We start from the raw sequence: 16,501 nt of genomic DNA on the forward strand, positions 1-16,501 counted from the left end.
CCGTCGCTGCCGGTGCCTGCGAGCATGGGCGGCAACCGTCACCGGAGAGCGTCCAGATGAAGGATTCCACGCGTGTCCGCCACGACCTGGGTATCGATCGCGTCGTCGCCCGCCTGCAGCGATGTCTTGCCGAGGGCCTGCCGTTGCCGGACGTGGCCGAACTGGCGGCGCTGGCGCACCAGTCGCCGTTCCATTTCCAGCGGGTGTATCGCGCCCTGACCGGCGAGAGCATCGGCCGCACCGTGGTGCGGCTGCGCCTGCTGCGTGCGCTGCAGCTGCTGGAGCGGCCCGGCGCCAGCGTCACCGAGGCTGCGCTCGGCGCCGGCTACGGAACCCCGCAGGCACTGGCGCGGGCGTTCCGGCAGGAACTCGATGCCAGTCCGAGCGCGCTGCGTTCGCGGCCGGCATTGTTGCAGGCCGAGCGCACCCGGTTGTCGCAACCGCCGCCGTTGCCGGCGGACGCGGCGCCGCTGCAGGTAACGGTGACGACGCTGGAGCCGCTGCAGGTGCTGGCGCTGCGCAAGCGCGGTCCGTTCGAGGAACTGGATGGCGCGTTCGGGCGGCTGTTCGAATGGGCTGCCGGGCAGGGCCTGGTCGAGCGGCTGCGGCAACTGGTGGGCATCCCGCTGGACGACCATCGCGACGTGCCGCCGCCGCGTTTCGCATTCGATTGCGCGATGGCCTTCGATGCGGCCCTGCCGGGGCCGCCGGCGCCGATGCGGGTGTTGCGGCTGGATGGCGGCCGCTACGCGGTATTGCGCCACGTGGGCAGCTATCTGGAGCTGGAGGCGGCCACCGACCGGCTGCTGGCGCGCTGGTTGCCCGGCAGCGGCCACGCGCTGCGCGATGCGCCGATCCACTACCACTACCTGGACGACCCGGAAGAAGTGCCCGAGTCGATCCTGCGCGCGGACATCCGCGTGCCGCTGCGCTAGAGCATTTTTCGACCCAACTGTTTACACCCCCGACGCAGGCCCGTCGTCCCCGCAGAGCTTGCCTCCGCGAAGGCGGAGGCCGGGGCCCGGAAGAAGTCGCTGGGCGACCAGCGCTGTGCGCCGTCGGGGGCTTTTCCCGCCTGCGCGGGGCGACGGAAGCCGGGTCTCTTTTGGACTTCCGGCCTGGAAACGCTCCAGTCCCGCGATTGCCGGACGGCGGCGGGCCGAGGCCGCGGCGCCCGCCGCGAAGGCTCAGACCACCGGGATGCCGTGCTGGCCCATGCTGCGGTACGGCGGGGTGGACATCACCATCTCCGCCAGCGAATGCGCCAGCTCGCGCTCGGCCATCACCGTGCCGTCGGCACCGTGTTCCAGCAGGTGCTTGACCTCGGCATCGCTGTGCGCGCGCGCCAGCAGGGTCAGGCCGGGGTTGATCGCGCGCAGCTTGGCCAGCGCCTCGCCCGATTCCAGCGGCTGCGGAATCGCCAGCACCGCGATCTTGGCGCGTTCGGGATGGGCCTCGGCCAACACCCGGTCGGCCGCGGCACTGCCGCGGATGCCGGGGATGCCGGCGGCGTGGGCGCGCTCGACGTGTTCCTTGTTGTCGTCGATCACCAGCACCGGCACGCCGCGGTCGCGCAGGACCTGGGCCAGGGTGCTGCCGACGCGGCCGTAGCCGATGACGATGGCGTGGTCGTGCAGGTCCAGCGACGGACCCGGCGGCAGTTCCGGCTCCACCGTCACCGGCGCCTGCTCCTGGTGCTTGGCCTGCCAGCGGTCGAGCAGGGCGAACACCAGCGGGTTGAGCATGATCGAGATCAGCGCGCCGGCCAGCACCAGCGCCTGGCCGGTGGGCGGCAGGATCTTCAGCGCTACGCCCAGCCCGGCGATGATGAAGGCGAATTCGCCGATCTGCGCCAGCGAGGCGGAAATGGTCAGCGCGGTGCTGCTGGGGTGGCCGAAGGCGCGCACGATCAGGAACGCGGCGGCCGACTTGCCGAACATGATGATCGCGGTGGTGGCCAGCACCTGCCACGGGTGTTCGAGCAGGATGTGCGGGTCGAACAGCATGCCGACCGAGACGAAGAACAGCACCGCGAACGCGTCGCGCAGCGGCAGCGAGTCGTTGGCGGCCTTGTGGCTCAGTTCCGACTCGTTGAGCAGCATGCCGGCGAAGAACGCGCCCAGCGCGAACGACACGCCGAACAGCGCCGCCGAGCCGAACGCCACGCCCAGCGCGATGGCCAGCACCGACAGGGTGAACAGCTCGCGCGAGCCGGTGCCGGCGATGCGCTCGAGGATCCACGGGATCACCCGGCGGCCGACCACCAGCATCACCGTGACGAACAGCGCCAGCTGCAGCAGGGTCAGGCCGATCTTGCTCATCACGCTGGTGACGGTGTGGGTTTCGGCCGCGGCTTCCGGGCCGAACACGCCGGCCAGCACCGGCATCAGCACCAGCGCCAGCACGCAGGCCAGGTCCTCGACGATCAGCCAGCCCACCGCGATCTTGCCGCGCATGGTCTCCAGCAGCCGGCGTTCCTCCATCGCCCGCAGCAGCACCACGGTGCTGGCGGTGGCCAGCGAGAAGCCGAAGATGATGCCGTGCAGCGCCGGCCACCCCATCAGTGCCGCCAGCCCCCAGCCGAGCAGCGTGGCCACGGCGATCTGGCCGATGGCGCCGGGGATGGCGATGGCCTTCACCGTCATCAGGTCCTTCAGCGAGAAGTGCAGGCCGACGCCGAACATCAGCAGCATCACGCCGATCTCGGCCAGCTGGTTGGCCAAGGTCTGGTCGGCGACGAAGCCGGGTGTGAACGGTCCGACGCAGATGCCCGCCACCAGGTAACCGACCAGGGGAGACAAGCGCAGCTTGTTGGCCAGGGCGCCGAAGATGAAGGCGAGCCCCAGGCCAACGGCCACGATGTTGATCAGGTCGGTGTCATGGTGCATCGGGGCTCGCAGTGGGGCGGGAAGTCACCCGATTCTAACGTGCCGAGGGCAGGTTCCACGACAGAAATTGTGGGTTTTCAACATCCTGCGGCCGCGCCGGGGCTCACGGCGGCGCCTGGCCGACCACGATCTCGATGCGCCGCATCGGCGACAGGCAACCGGCCAGCAGCGTCGGCTCGGTCTGGCCGGAGCAGAACAGGTCCCACAGGCGCTCGGCATCGCCCACCACTTCCAGGTGCAGCCGGTCGGCAGCCACGTCGCGGTCGATCAGGGCGCGTTGCAGGGCCCGGCCGTATTCGGCGGCGCGTTGCATCGCGACCTCGCTGCCGGCGGTGTGGTCGTGGTGCGCATACAGCGTGACCGGTGCGTCCGGGGACTCCTGCAGGCGCCGCGCCAGGGCGTCCAGCCATTCCCCGGGCGAGGTGGACAACGGGCCATCGTCGGGGTTGAACAGCGCGGTGGGTACGGTGAATACCTGCTCGGGCGTGTCGCCGGCCCTGGCCGTGGGCAGTGCCGGCGGCGCGGCCAGCAGCAGGGCGGCGATCAGCGACGGCAGGGTAGTGCAGAGACGGGGCATGGCGAAGGCTCGGCAACGAAAAGCCCACGACACCCCATGAAGGGCGTCGTGGGCGGGCCGGCCGATGTTACCAGCGGTAGGCGATGCGCCCGTAGGCGTAGGCGCCGTTGAAGCCGAACGGCGAAAGGTTGCTGTACGGGAACTGGCCGCTGGTCGAGTTGGCGACGCTGTTCTCGTCCGGATACTCGTTCAGCACGTTGTCCGCACCGACGGTGATGGTCCAGTTCTGGGTGGGCCGGTAGCTGGCCGAGACGTCCACCAGCCACTTGGCGCCATAGGTCTGGTCGTTCGCCGGCGAGGCGGTGCGGGTGGTCACGCTGCCGTAGCGGGTGGTGCCCAGCGAGAAGTCCCAGTGCTCCAGGCTCCACACGCCGTTGACCAGGAACTTGGTGCGCGGGAAGCCCTCCTCGATGCGGCCGCGCTCGGTGCGGTCGATGCGTTCCAGGTCCAGGCCGTTGCTCTCCAGCGCCGGCGGGTTGGCGGCGATGCGGGTCACCTCGGTCTTGGAGTAGTTGTAGCCGGCGGTCAGGTCCAGGTGGCTGCCGCCCAGGTCGAAGCGGTAGCTGCCGACCACGTCCACGCCGCGGGTGCGGGTGTCGATGGCGTTGGTGAAGTAGCGGCCGCCGTTGACGCCGTAGATGCCCTGCGACTCCAGCAGCGCACGCACCGCGTCGCCGGTGAGGTTGGAGGACAGCACGATGCGGTCGTCCACCTCGATCTGGTAGGCGTCCACGGTGATGTACAGCGCGTCCACCGGCTGCAACACCAGGCCCAGGCTGTAGGACAGCGATTCCTCCGGCTTCAGGTCCTCGGCGCCGAAGGCCTTGGCCACCGCGCTGGAGGCGGGGAAGGTGCGGATCTCGAACGGTGTCGGGATGCCGGCCAGGTAGGTGGTGCTGATGGTCTGGAAGTTCTGCTGGGCCAGCGACGGCGCGCGGAAGCCGCTGGAGACGGTGCCGCGCAGCGCCACCTGGTCGGTGAAGGCGAAGCGCCCGGACAGCTTGCCCGAGACCTGGCTGCCGAAGTCCTCGTAGTCCTCGTAGCGCACCGCCGCGCCGCCGGACAGGCGCTCGCTGAGGTCCGCCTCCAGGCCCAGGTAGGCGGCATAGCTGTCGCGCTTGTAGTGGCCGGACACCGCCGGCGCGAAGCCGCCGAAGCCCTGCGCGCCGCCCGGCCGGCTCAGGTCCGGCTGGCTGTAGGAGCCTTCCACGCCCGGCGATTGGTTCCACTTCTCGTTGCGGAACTCGGCGCCGAAGGACAGCGTGACCGGATAGGCCAGGCCCCAGTCCAGCGACTTGCTGAAGTCCACGTTGCCGATGTTCTGGGTGGTCTCCAGCGCGCCGTCGTAGAACGAGGTGGGCGAGCCGGCGCCGATCGAGGCGTTGAGGGTGTTGCGGGTGTAGAACTCCAGGTGGTTGTAGCCGTAGTTGTAGCTGGCGTCCCAGTTCCAGCCGGTGGCGGTCTGGCCGCGCACGCCGGCCACCAGCGAGCGGTCCTTGGAGATGTTGTTGATCTCCGGCAGGAAGCCGTCCGGATAGATCGACGGCACGTTCTGGGTGGGGTTGTCGGGCGCGCGGAAGAACGCGAACGAGGTGATGTCGCGGTTGCTCAGCGTGGTGAAGGCGTAGGCAGTGACGCTGTCGTTGAGCGCGAATTCGCTGTTGAGCGAGACCGCGCTGAAGTCGACGTCCGGCTCGCCGATCACGAACGCCTTCTGGCCCAGTTCGGGCTGGGTCGGGCCCGGGGTGCCGGCGAACGGACGGGCGCGGTTGGTACGGTCCTGCTGCCCGGTCTGGCCGGCCACGTGCAGGAAGCCGCGGTCGCCGCCCAGGGCGATGCCGGTGTCGCCGGCCAGCTGGTACTGCTTGCCGTCGCCGGCCGAATACTGGCCGTAGTTGGCGACCAGGCTGCCGCCCTGCTCGGCGCCCTTGAGCACCACGTTGATGACGCCGGCGATGGCGTCCGAGCCGTACTGGGCCGAAGCGCCGTCGCGCAGCACCTCGACCCGGGCGATGGCCGCCACCGGGATGGTGTTCAGGTCCACCGGCGCCGAGCCGCGGCCGATCGAGCCGTTGAGGTTGAGCAGCGAGGAGGTGTGGCGGCGCTTGCCGTTGACCAGCACCAGCACCTGGTCCGGCGACAGCCCGCGCAGCTGCGCCGGGCGGATCGCGCTGGTGCCGTCCACCAGTGCCGGGCGCGGGAAGTTCAACGAGGGCAGGGCGCGCGCCAGCGCGGTGGCCAGTTCGGTGGTGCCGGTGGCCGACAGCGCTTCGGGGGTGATGATGTCGATCGGCGACTGCGACTCGGCCACGGTACGGTCGGACACGCGGGTGCCGGTGACGATGATGGTGTCCAGCGTCTGCGCACCGCCGCTGCCGGCGGACTGCGCGAAGGCGGGGGACAGCGGGAAACCGAGCGCGACAGCTACGGCGGCGGCGAGCGTACTGGTCTTGCGGTTCATCAGGATGCGGCTCCGGTTGGAATGGTGCGACACCGTGGCGACATCACGACTGCGGGGAGGGCGGGTCGGCGAGGGCGGTTGTTGCGGTGCGCAAGGCAGGAAGTAGCGGGATATCGAAGGCCTGTCAAATCCTTGCCATCGAAAAAAACGTTGCAAAAGCAACTATTTAGCGCGAGGGGGCGGGGGTCTGGCAGGACCCCGGGACAGGCGCCGGCGACGACGTGGGAGAGATGGATCGGCCGCCGGCGCGCATCCCGGGACGCGTCAAGTATTCGTTAACGCTAGAATCGCGTCGCAGGAATGGTGTTCACATGCTCATTCCTTTTCGTTCTAACGGACCCCCCAATGATTTCCCTGCGTAATTTCGCCCTGCGCCGTGGCGAACGGCTGCTGCTGTCCAACGTCGACCTGACCATGCATGCCGGCTACCGGGTCGGCGTGGTGGGCCGCAACGGAGCCGGCAAATCCAGCCTGTTCGCGGCGGTGAAGGGCGAACTGGAAGCGGACAAGGGCGACGTCGACCTGCCCGGCAAGGTGCGCATCGCCAGCGTGGCGCAGGAGACCCCGTCGCTGCCGGATCCGGCGCTGTCGTTCGTGCTCGGCGGCGATACCGAGGTGGCCGCCATCCTGCAGGAAGAGGCCGAGGCCACCGCGCGCGAGGACTGGGAGGCGGTGGCCGACGCGCACACGAAGATGGCCGAGATCGGCGCCTACGACGCCGAGGCCCGCGCCGGCAAGCTGCTGCATGGCCTGGGTTTCCCGGCCGACACCCACTCGCGCGCGGTGTCCTCGTTCTCCGGCGGCTGGCGGGTGCGGCTGAACCTGGCGCGCGCGCTGATGATGCCCAGCGACCTGCTGTTGCTGGACGAACCGACCAACCACCTGGACATGGACGCGGTGCTGTGGCTCGAGCAGTGGCTGCTCAAGTACCCGGGCACGCTGCTGCTGATCTCGCACGACCGCGAGTTCCTCGACAACGTCGCCACCCACACCCTGCACCTGCACGGCGGCGGCGCCAAGCTGTACGTCGGCGGCTATACCGACTTCGAGCGCCAGCGCACCGAGCACCTGCGCCAGCAGCAGATCGCGCACGAGAAGGAGCAGGCCGAGCGCGCCCACCTGCAGAGCTTCATCGACCGCTTCAAGGCCCAGGCCAGCAAGGCCACCCAGGCGCAGAGCCGGATGAAGCGGCTGGCGAAGATGGCCGGGACCGAGGCGGTGCGCGCCGAGCGCGAGTTCCGCATCGAGTTCGCGCCGCCGGCCCGGCTGCCGTTCTCGCTGATCCGCCTCAACCACGTCGAAGCCGGCTACGGCGCCGACGCGGTGATCCTGCGCAACGTCGGTTTCGGCCTGGAAGCCGGCCAGCGCATCGGCCTGCTCGGCCCCAACGGCGCCGGCAAGACCACGCTGGTGAAGACCCTGGTCGGCGACCTGGCGCCGCTGGCCGGCGAGCGCATGGCCCACCCGGACCTGAAGATCGGCTACTTCGCCCAGCACACGGTGGAGTCGCTGCACGAGGGCCAGTCGCCGATGGACCACTTCCGCGAGATCTCGCCGGACGGAAGCAACCAGTCGTTCCGCGACTTCCTCGGCAAGTGGAATTTCCCGGGCGACCGCGCGTTCGAGCCGGTCGACGGTTTTTCCGGCGGCGAACGCGCACGCCTGGCGCTGGCGCTGATCGCCTGGCAGCAGCCGAACGTGCTGCTGCTGGACGAGCCGACCAACCACCTGGACCTGGAAATGCGCGAGGCGCTGGCCGAGGCGCTGAGCATCTTCGAGGGCGCCATCGTCATGGTCAGCCACGACCGGCACCTGATCGGCCTGGTCTGCGACACCTTCTGGCGCGTGGCCGATGGCGTGGTCGAGCCGTTCGCCGGCGACCTGGACGACTACGCGGTGTGGCTGCGCACGCGCCCGGCCGCACAGGGCACCAAGCAGAAGATGGCCGAGGTGGCGCCGACCCCGCCGCCGCCGGCCAAGCCGCTGCCCGCGCGCAAGGCGCCCAACCCGCACAAGCTGGCCGCCGCCGAAGCCCGCGTGGGCGAGCTGGAAGCCGCGCTGGCCGAACTGGACCGCGCCTTGGCCGATCCGAAGAACTACGCCGACGCCGAGACCATGGTCGTGCTCGGCCGCGAGCGCGAAGCCACCGCCGCGCAGCTGGCGCAGGCCGAGCAGGTGTGGATGGAACTGCTGGACGCGTAGATCCACGCAGGGCGTGGATAGCGCAATGCCACAAGCGTAGATCCGCACATGCCGTGGATCTACCCCGTCAGCCATTCCCGGAACCTGCGCGCGGCGTCGCTTTCGGCACGCGAGCGCAACCGCGTCAACCAGTACCGCCCCAGGTCCTGGGTCTGTGCGAACGGCTGGATCAAGCGCCCCTGCGCCAGGTCCTGCTCGAACATCTTCAGCGGCAGCAGCGCCACGCCGCTGCCGGCGGCGGCCGCGCTGGCCAGGGTCAGCGACGAATCGAACACCGGCCCGCGCGCCTCCAGCTCCGCCACCCCGGCGGCATGCAGCCAGCGCGGCCACTCATCGCTGCGATACGAGCGCAGCAACGGCACCCCGGCCAGGTCGCGCGGATGCCGCAATGCGCGGGCCAGTGCCGGTGCGCACAACGGCGCGAACGGTGCGTCCAGCACCGGTGTGCACACCTGGCCCTGCCAATCGCCGTCGCCGAAGCGGATCGCCAGGTCCAGGCCTTCGCCGGCCAGGTCGATGCGGTTGTTGTGGGTGTGCAGGCGCAGTTCGATGTCCGCATGCCGTGCGTTGAAATCGGCCAGCCGTGGCAGCAGCCAGCCGGTGGCGAAGGTGCCGACCACGCCCACGCTGAGCACCTCGCGGAAGTGGCCGCCGACGAAGCGGTCCAGGCTGACCGCGATGCGGTCGAAGGCCGCGTTGAGCACCGGGTACAGGCTGGCGCCCTCGTCGGTGAGCGCCACCCCGCGTGGCAGCCGGTGGAACAGCGACACCCCCAGGCGATCCTCCAATGCCCGGATCTGATGGCTCAGCGCGGCCTGGCTGACGCACAGCTCCAGCGCGGCGCGGGTGAAGTTCTGGTGGCGGGCGGCGGCCTCGAAGGCGCGCAGCGCGTTGAGCGGCAACTGGGGGCGAAGCATGGGCGCAGGCGTGAGGGCGGTTGATGGATGATCGCATCGATCCGCCGCGCTGTCGGCCTGTCCGGGCAAGGAAAGCACGGATCCTGGATGGTGTGGCATGAGGCGAATTCATGCCTCTCACTGGGAATCCTCGCTGGTGCCTGCCCGCTGCGCCTTCAATACTCCGGGCACCACACACGGAGAACCTGCATGCTTGCCCGACGACAGTTCCTGCAATGGACCGGGGCCGCGGTCGCCTCGGCACTGGCCGCCACCGCGTTCGCCCGGACCCCGTTGCCATCGCCGCCGGCGCAGAACGGGGATTTCGCCGCGCTGGAAGCGGCCAGCGGCGGTCGCCTCGGCGTGACCCTGCTGAACACCGCCAGCGGCTGGCGCACCGGCCATCGCCAGGACGAACGCTTCCCGATGTGCAGCACCTTCAAGTTCGTGCTGTGCGCGACGGTCCTGCACCACGCCGACCAGGGCCGGCTCGATCTCGACCAGCGCGTGCCGGTACGCCAGCAGGACATCCTGTCGCACGCCCCGGTCACCACCCGCCATATCGGCAAGGACCTGACCGTGCGCGACCTGTGCCGCGGCACCATGGTCACCAGCGACAACCCGGCGGCGAACCTGCTGCTCGGCGTGGTCGGTGGGCCGGCCGGCGTGACCGCGTTCCTGCGTGGGCACGGCGACGCGGTGACCCGCAACGACCGCACCGAGCCGGAGATGAACCGTTTCGCCCCCGGCGACCCGCGCGACACCACCAGCCCGGCGGCGATGGCCGCCAGCCTGCAGCGCCTGGTGCTGGGCGATGTGCTCACGCCGGCCTCGCGCCAGCAGCTGGCGGACTGGCTGATCGACAACGAAACCGGCGATGCGCGCCTGCGTGCCGGCCTGTCCAAGGCCTGGCGGGTCGGCGACAAGACCGGCAGCAACGGCAAGGACACCACCAACGACATCGCGATCCTGTGGCCGCTGTCCGGCGGCGCGCCGTGGGTGCTGACCAGCTACCTGCAGGGCGCCACGGTGGATGACGCCGGGCGCAACGACGTGCTGCGCCAGGTGGCGGTGATCGCCGAGGGGATGATGCGCGCGGCGTGACGGGGGCGAGGCGGTGTGCGCCGAGCGCGAGTTCCGCATCGGGTTCGCCGCGCCGGCCAAGCGGCCATTCCCGCTGATCCGCCCCGACCCTGTCGCAGCCGGCTGCGGGGCACGGCCTGGCCCCGGCGAGCGCGATGGCGCCTGCCGGCGGTTGGGGGCTTGAATGCCCCGGTTTCGCCCTGACATCGGGACCCTGTTTCCACCAGCTTCCTCCGCCATGCCGATCTACGCTTTCCAGTGCGCCGAGTGCGGCCACGCCTTCGACCGCCTGCAGAAGATTGCCGATCCCGACCCCACCCAGTGCCCGTCCTGCGATGCGGCCGCGGTCAAGCGCCAGGTGACCGCACCGTCGTTCCGGCTCGCCGGCGGCGGCTGGTACGAGACCGACTTCGGCGCCAACAAGCGCAACCTGGCGGAGAAGGGCGACAAGCCGGCGACGGCGTCGGACAGCAAGCCCGCCGCCGGCGGCACCCCGGCGACCTGAGCACGGCATCGGCCGGCTGCCGCGCGTTGCGGCGGCCGGCGGCGCTGGCTGGTGGCCGCCTCATCCCAGCGTGATCTTCCGCGGAAAGCCCGCGACCGACGTCGCTCCAACAACGGCGAAGAGCCGCAGGAGCGACGTCAGTCGCGACCGATGGATGGGGGGCGGTTTCCAACTGCGGCTGTGTCCGCCGTCTCGCGGGGGCGACGGTGCATGCCGGCATCCAAAGCGAAAATGTTCTAGGGTGGGCGGATGAAAACCATCACGCCTCTGAGCTTCGCCCTTGCCCTCGTCCTTGCCGGCTGCCAGGCCGGCAACGAGCCCGCCACCCCGGCCAGTACCGCCGCCGCGCCGGCCGAAACCGCGCCGGCCGACCAGTTCCTGGCCGCCATCGCCAGCCACTGCGGACAGGCGTTCGCCGGCCGCATCGTCGCCAACCAGCCGCAGACCGATACCCCCGACGCGTTCGAGGGCAAGGCGCTGGTGATGCACGTGCGTGGTTGCGACGAGCCGACCCGCGAATTGCGCGTTCCCTTCCATGTTGGCGATGACCATTCGCGCACCTGGGTGCTGACCCGCACCGGCGACGGCCTGCGCCTGAAGCACGACCATCGTCACCAGGATGGCAGCCCGGACGCCACCACGATGTACGGCGGCGACACCGCCGAGGCCGGCAGCGCGCAGCGCCAGGCGTTCCCGGTGGATGCCGAGTCGGTGGCGCTGTTCGAGCGCGAGGGCCTGACCGGCTCGGTCGAGAACACCTGGGCGATGGAAGTGGAGGCGGGGCAGCGCTTCCTCTACGAGCTTTCGCGCCCGGACGGCCGCCTGTTCCAGGTGGAATTCGACCTCACCCAGCCGGTGGCGCTGCCGCCGGCGCCGTGGGGAGCCGAGGGCTGAGGCCAGCCGGCAGGCCTGCACAGGAAAGAAGGGCGCCTTGTGGCGCCCTTCCTCGTTCCAGGTCCGGTGGCGCGCGCCTTCAGCGGGCGCCGAAGCGCGCGCGGCAGCCGCCGTTGACCCAGATGGCGTTGCCGCCCAGGCCCCAGGTGCGGCCTTCGATGCAGGCGTTCTTGGAGATCTGCTGGATCACCACCGGGCGGCCCTGGCGACGGTCCCAGGCGCAGGTGCGCGGGCGGTTGTTGTCGCTGCTGCAGGTCACGCTGTAGTTGCTGTTTCCGCCCCCCCAGCCACCGCCACGGCTTTCGGCGAATTCGCCGCGGCAGCCGCTGCGCACCCAGATCGCGCCGTTGCGCACGCCCCAGTTCTGGCCCTCCACGCAGCGGGTCTTGGACAGCTGTCGGACCAGCGTGGCGCCGCGCCAGCCGCCGGCCGGGCAGATCCGCTCGCGGTTGTCCTGGCTCTCGCAGCGCAGGATGCCGCCGTTGCCGCCGCCGCCACCGCTGCCGCCCCAGCCGCGGCCTTCGGCGAAGCGGCCGCGGCAACCTTGGTCGACCCAGATTAAACCGCTGCCGCTGCCCCAGTTCTGGCCCTCCACGCAGCGGGTACCGGAGATGTTCTCCACCAGCACCGCGCGGCCGCGGAACGGCGTCTGGCACTGGCGGCGGCGCCGGTCGTTGCTCGAGCAGGTGACCGTCTGCGAGCTCCAGCCCGGGTTCGGCCGCCAAGTGCCGCCGCTGCCGCGCAGCGAGGTGGCGATGTCCTGCTTGATCCGCGAGAAGCCCCAGCCCGAGTCGACCTGGGCCAGGTAGAACTCCAGCTGGTCGTCGGGGATCTGGCGGCCGCGGGACTGGTCGGCGTACTCGCGCTCGATCACCCGCACCCGGTCGGGAACGCTCAGCTGGCGCAGGTTCTCCGGGGCATAGGCGCGGGCGCTCTGTGCCTGCGCCGCCGCGGGGGCGGCCAGGGCCAGGAAGACAGCCAGGCAGGTGACGAACAGGGGATGTTTCATGGCGACTTCCATGGGGCCGGTGGTGGCGCCGAATATAGGCGGGAGCGCACTTAAGCGGACATGACTGGGGCCGATTTGCCCCGGCCGGGCGCCGGCCGCAAAATAGCCGGCTTGACCAGCCTTCGGCTGCGGTAAAACCCATCCGGTGCGTTCTGCGCCGGCTACCTGCGGAGTTTTCGATGCGAACCCACTTTTGCGGCCTGGTCGACGAGACCCTGATCGGCCAAACCATCACCCTGGCCGGCTGGACCGACGTGGCCCGCAACCAGGGCGGCGTCTGCTTCATCGATCTCCGGGACCATGAGGGCATCGTGCAGGTGACGGTGGAGGTCGACAACGCCGAGGTGTTCGCCGTGGCCGCCAGCCTGGGCTACGAGGACGTGCTGCAGGTCGAGGGCGTGGTGCGCGCGCGGCATGCGGTCAACGACAAGATCCGCACCGGCAAGGTCGAGGTGATCGCCAGCCGCATCACCGTCCTCAACAAGGCCGCGCCGCTGCCGTTCCACGCCCACGAGAACCCGGGCGAGGACACCCGCCTGAAGTACCGCTACCTGGACCTGCGCCGCCCGGAGATGCAGCGCATGCAGCGCACCCGCATCAAGCTGGTGCAGGCGCTGCGCCGGCACCTGGACGCGCGCGGCTTCCAGGACATCGAGACCCCGATCCTGACCAAGGCGACCCCGGAAGGCGCGCGCGACTTCCTGGTGCCGGCGCGGATGCACCCGGGCGAGTTCTACGCGCTGCCGCAGAGCCCGCAGCTGTTCAAGCAGATCCTGATGGTGGCCGGCTTCGACCGCTACTACCAGATCGCGCGCTGCTTCCGCGACGAGGCGCTGCGCGCCGACCGCCAGCTGGAGTTCACCCAGCTGGACATGGAGTTCGCCTTCGTCCGCGAGCGCGACGTGCAGGACTTCGTCGAGGACATGATCCGCGCCATCTTCAAGGAAGTGGTCGAGGTCGAACTGGACGCGCAGTTCCCGCGCATGACCTGGGCCGAGGCGATGCGCCGTTACGGCTCGGACAAGCCGGACCTGCGCATCGCGCTGGAACTGGTGGACGTGGCCGAACTGGTCAAGGACAGCGGCTTTGCCGTGTTCACCGGCCCGGCCAACGATGCCGATGGCCGCGTGGCCGCGCTGCGCATTCCCGGCGGTGCCACGCTGTCGCGCAAGCAGATCGACGAATACGCCGCGCATGCCGCCAAGTTCGGTGCCAAGGGCCTGGCCTACATCAAGATCGCCGACAACGGCGAGGTCAGCTCGCCGATCCAGAAGTTCTTCGACGAGGCCGCCTTCGCCGCGCTCGTCGCCCACGTCGGCGCCGGCAACGGCGACATCGTGTTCTTCGGCGCTGGCGGCTACAACAAGGTGTCCGACTTCATGGGCGCGCTGCGCTTGAAGGCCGGCAAGGACTTCGGCCTGGTGCAGGACGGCTGGAAGCCGCTGTGGGTCACCGACTTCCCGATGTTCGAGTGGGACGAGGAGGAGCAGCGCTACGTGGCCCTGCATCACCCCTTCACCGCGCCGGCGGTGGATTCCATCGACGACCTGCGCGCCAACGCCAGGACCGCGGTGTCGCGCGGCTACGACATGGTGCTCAACGGCAACGAGATCGGCGGCGGCTCCATCCGTATCCACCGTCCGGAAATGCAGAGCGCGGTGTTCGAGCTGCTCGGCATCGGCGCCGAGGAAGCGCGCGCCAAGTTCGGTTTCCTGCTCGATGCGCTGAACTACGGCGCGCCGCCGCATGGCGGCATCGCCTTCGGCATCGACCGCATCGCCGCGCTGATGGCCGGCACCGAGTCGATCCGCGACGTGATCCCGTTCCCGAAGACCACCGGCGCCCAGGACCTGATGACCGACGCGCCCTCGCCGATCGCCGACGCGCAGCTGGCCGAGGTGCACGTGCAGGTGCGGCCCAGGGCCGACAAGGCCTGAGCCATGGGGTTCGGTATCCGCCGCGCGACCATCGACGATGCCGCCACCTTGTCGGCGCTGGCCGCGCGTACCTTCGTCGAGACCTTCGGCCACCTGTATCCGGACCAGGACCTGCAGGACTTCCTGGCCGAAGCCTACGAGGTGGGCAGGCAGCAGGTGATCCTGGCCCATCCCGACTACGCGGTATGGCTGCTGGAATGCGATGGCGTGGCCGTGGGCCATGCCGCGGCCGGCCCCTGCGGCCTGCCGCATGCCGAGGTGCGCGCCGGCGACGGCGAGCTGAAGCGGCTCTACCTGCTGAAGGAGCACCAGAACAGCGGCTGGGGCAGCCGCCTGTTCGAGACCGCGCTGGCGTGGCTGGAGCGCGATGGCCCGCGCACGCTGTGGATCGGGGTGTGGTCGGAGAACTTCGGCGCGCAGCGTTTCTATGCCCGCTACGGTTTCAGGCAGGTGGGCGAATACGAGTTCCCGGTCGGGCGCGTGCGCGACCGCGAGTTCATCCTGCGCCGCGAGCCGGCAGCCGGCTGACTCCCGCGCGCGGCAGTCAGTCGCGCTCCGGCGGCCCGCCTTCGGCCAGCGGCACCCGCGAGCCGTCCAGCAATCCGCGGCTGAGGCGGTCGCCCTCGATGAACAGCAGTTCGCCCGATTCGCCGTCCTTGATGCTGCTGTCGATCGCGATCACGCGGCCGTCGTGGAAGCGGCTGACGTGCGGCATCGAGGTATGCCCGACCACGATGCGCGCCACGCCCAGCCGTGCGACCAGCGCCTCGACCTGGGCGCTGTCCAGGCGGCCGTCGAAATAGCCGCGGTACCAGACCGGGCTGGTCTTGCCGTCGTACAGGTGCGACAGCGCCGGATCCTGCTTGACCTGTGCGCGCGGCAGCCCGAGCGAGGCGCGGTAGCCGGCGTTGGTCGCCTCGGCGTCCAGCGCCAGGTCCAGCGCCTCGGGGGCGATGCCGCCGTGCAGGAACAGCGTGTCGCCGATCCGCAGCAGCGCCGGGCGGGTCCGCAGCCACTGGCCGAGCACCGAGTCCGCGGCATACAGCCCGGCATAGGAGCGCTGCAGCAGGCGCGCGCTGCGCAGGTACTTCGGGTGTACGTAGCGCAGGTCGTCGTACAGCACCATCGTCTCGTGGTTGCCGAGTACGAAATGGACCGCGCCCCCGGCCTGCGCCGCCTGCCGCTGCAGCGCGTACAGCAGCCAGAACGTCTCGGTGACGCGATCGCCGCGATCGAAGACGTCGCCGGCGACCACCAGCGTGCCGCGACCCAGCGCCCAGCGGTCGTCGGCATCGATGACGCCGTTCGCGCGCAGCAGGCGCACCATCAGCCCGTACTGGCCGTGGATGTCGGAGAGCGCGACGATGCGGCCGTCCGCTGTCGCCGTTGCCGGCGCGGCAATGGCAGGAGGTGCGATATCCAGCGCATGCGGATAGGCGCACACCGGCGCGATCCCGGCGCTGCCGTCGGCAGTGCTCGGCAGTTCACGGCGGACCACCTCGTCGTCGCAGATCCAGGCCGCCTCCAGGCCGCCTTCGTGGCGGAAAACATAGGGGCCGTCGGCGGCGACGGCGGGCGCTTCGGACGGGTCGTCGGCCGCCGCGACGGCGAAGGCGCAGGCCAGCAGCGCCGTGCCGAGGGCGAAGCGGATGAGGGGAACAACGGGGGCGATGCCCAGGTGCATGCGGATCGTGGCCGGCGAGGGAAGGACTGGACCTTACGCAGCGGCGGATGCCGCTGGCAACCCGATCGCCCTGCAACGAGACAGCGCGGCCCGCGACATCGTCCTGCGACGTCGCGGGCCGTCCGTATCGGCGACGGCCGCCGCAGGGCGGCCGTGCGGTGCCGCGCTTACTCGCGCAGGAACGCCAGCAGGTCCTGGTTCACGCGGTCCTTGTGGGTGTCGGTCAGGCCATGCGGTGCGCCCGGGTAGACGATCAGCCTGGCACCTTCGATCAGGGCGGCCGAAGCCTTGCCGGCGGCGTCGATCGGCACGATCTGGTCGTCGTCGCCGTGGATCACCAGGGTCGGCACGTCGAACTTCTTCAG

Annotated in this window: 14 protein-coding genes; 7 read left to right on the plus strand and 7 right to left on the minus strand. The window is 70.3% G+C overall.

Going from position 1 to position 16,501, the window contains the following annotated elements; translation table 11 throughout:
- Positions 1-56 precede the first annotated feature (56 nt).
- Complete coding sequence (locus OK345_RS05590; protein ID WP_265126935.1) at positions 57-935, plus strand: AraC family transcriptional regulator; 879 nt, start codon at positions 57-59, stop codon at positions 933-935.
- 252 nt (positions 936-1,187) lie between these two features.
- On the opposite strand, the gene ybaL is transcribed toward OK345_RS05590, so the two are convergent.
- The 3 genes from ybaL to OK345_RS05605 form a co-directional block, all read right to left on the minus strand.
- A complete protein-coding gene (gene ybaL / locus OK345_RS05595; protein ID WP_265126936.1) occupies positions 1,188-2,888 on the minus strand; it encodes a YbaL family putative K(+) efflux transporter in 1,701 nt (566 codons plus the stop codon).
- Between the two features lie 103 nt (positions 2,889-2,991).
- On the minus strand, positions 2,992-3,465 hold the full coding sequence (locus OK345_RS05600) for an OmpA family protein (RefSeq protein WP_265126937.1): 474 nt from the start codon (positions 3,463-3,465) through the stop codon (positions 2,992-2,994).
- A 67-nt stretch (positions 3,466-3,532) separates the two neighbouring features.
- Positions 3,533-5,926 carry a TonB-dependent receptor plug domain-containing protein gene (locus tag OK345_RS05605; RefSeq protein WP_265126938.1) on the minus strand — a complete coding sequence of 798 codons (2,394 nt, stop codon included), beginning with the start codon at positions 5,924-5,926 and terminating at the stop codon, positions 3,533-3,535.
- A 345-nt stretch (positions 5,927-6,271) separates the two neighbouring features.
- Here OK345_RS05605 and OK345_RS05610 point away from each other — a divergent pair, with 345 nt between their 5' ends.
- Positions 6,272-8,128, plus strand: coding sequence for an ABC-F family ATP-binding cassette domain-containing protein (locus tag OK345_RS05610; protein ID WP_265126939.1), 1,857 nt, complete (start codon positions 6,272-6,274; stop codon positions 8,126-8,128).
- 59 nt (positions 8,129-8,187) lie between these two features.
- Here the strand turns inward: OK345_RS05610 and OK345_RS05615 are convergent, their stop codons facing one another.
- A complete protein-coding gene (locus tag OK345_RS05615; protein WP_265126940.1) occupies positions 8,188-9,045 on the minus strand; it encodes a LysR family transcriptional regulator in 858 nt (285 codons plus the stop codon).
- A gap of 189 nt (positions 9,046-9,234) precedes the next feature.
- Here OK345_RS05615 and blaL2 point away from each other — a divergent pair, with 189 nt between their 5' ends.
- The 3 genes from blaL2 to OK345_RS05630 all read left to right on the plus strand — a co-directional run bounded on the left by blaL2 (position 9,235) and on the right by OK345_RS05630 (position 11,506).
- Positions 9,235-10,128 (plus strand): L2 family extended-spectrum class A beta-lactamase, encoded by an 894-nt coding sequence (blaL2, locus tag OK345_RS05620; RefSeq protein WP_265126941.1) that lies wholly within the window; start codon positions 9,235-9,237, stop codon positions 10,126-10,128.
- A gap of 217 nt (positions 10,129-10,345) precedes the next feature.
- Positions 10,346-10,612 (plus strand): FmdB family zinc ribbon protein, encoded by a 267-nt coding sequence (locus tag OK345_RS05625; protein WP_265126942.1) that lies wholly within the window; start codon positions 10,346-10,348, stop codon positions 10,610-10,612.
- Between the two features lie 249 nt (positions 10,613-10,861).
- On the plus strand, positions 10,862-11,506 hold the full coding sequence (locus OK345_RS05630) for a hypothetical protein (protein ID WP_265126943.1): 645 nt from the start codon (positions 10,862-10,864) through the stop codon (positions 11,504-11,506).
- Between the two features lie 79 nt (positions 11,507-11,585).
- Here the strand turns inward: OK345_RS05630 and OK345_RS05635 are convergent, their stop codons facing one another.
- The gene (locus OK345_RS05635) at positions 11,586-12,275 is read right to left on the minus strand and encodes a DUF3011 domain-containing protein (RefSeq protein WP_265126961.1); all 690 of its coding nucleotides are present in this window, start codon (positions 12,273-12,275) and stop codon (positions 11,586-11,588) included.
- Positions 12,276-12,694: 419 nt separating this feature from the next.
- On the opposite strand from OK345_RS05635, the gene aspS reads away from it, so the two are divergent.
- Both aspS and OK345_RS05645 read left to right on the plus strand, forming a co-directional pair.
- Complete coding sequence (gene aspS / locus OK345_RS05640; RefSeq protein ID WP_265126944.1) at positions 12,695-14,452, plus strand: aspartate--tRNA ligase; 1,758 nt, start codon at positions 12,695-12,697, stop codon at positions 14,450-14,452.
- A gap of 3 nt (positions 14,453-14,455) precedes the next feature.
- On the plus strand, positions 14,456-14,980 hold the full coding sequence (locus tag OK345_RS05645; protein WP_265126945.1) for a GNAT family N-acetyltransferase: 525 nt from the start codon (positions 14,456-14,458) through the stop codon (positions 14,978-14,980).
- A gap of 16 nt (positions 14,981-14,996) precedes the next feature.
- Here the strand turns inward: OK345_RS05645 and OK345_RS05650 are convergent, their stop codons facing one another.
- Both OK345_RS05650 and OK345_RS05655 read right to left on the minus strand, forming a co-directional pair.
- The gene (locus OK345_RS05650) at positions 14,997-16,136 is read right to left on the minus strand and encodes a metallophosphoesterase (protein WP_265126946.1); all 1,140 of its coding nucleotides are present in this window, start codon (positions 16,134-16,136) and stop codon (positions 14,997-14,999) included.
- Positions 16,137-16,303: 167 nt separating this feature from the next.
- On the minus strand, positions 16,304-16,501 hold a 198-nt coding region (locus tag OK345_RS05655; RefSeq protein WP_265126947.1), incomplete at its 5' end, for an alpha/beta fold hydrolase.

The organism is Xanthomonas chitinilytica (assembly GCF_026107455.2).
GTDB lineage: Bacteria > Pseudomonadota > Gammaproteobacteria > Xanthomonadales > Xanthomonadaceae > Stenotrophomonas > Stenotrophomonas chitinilytica.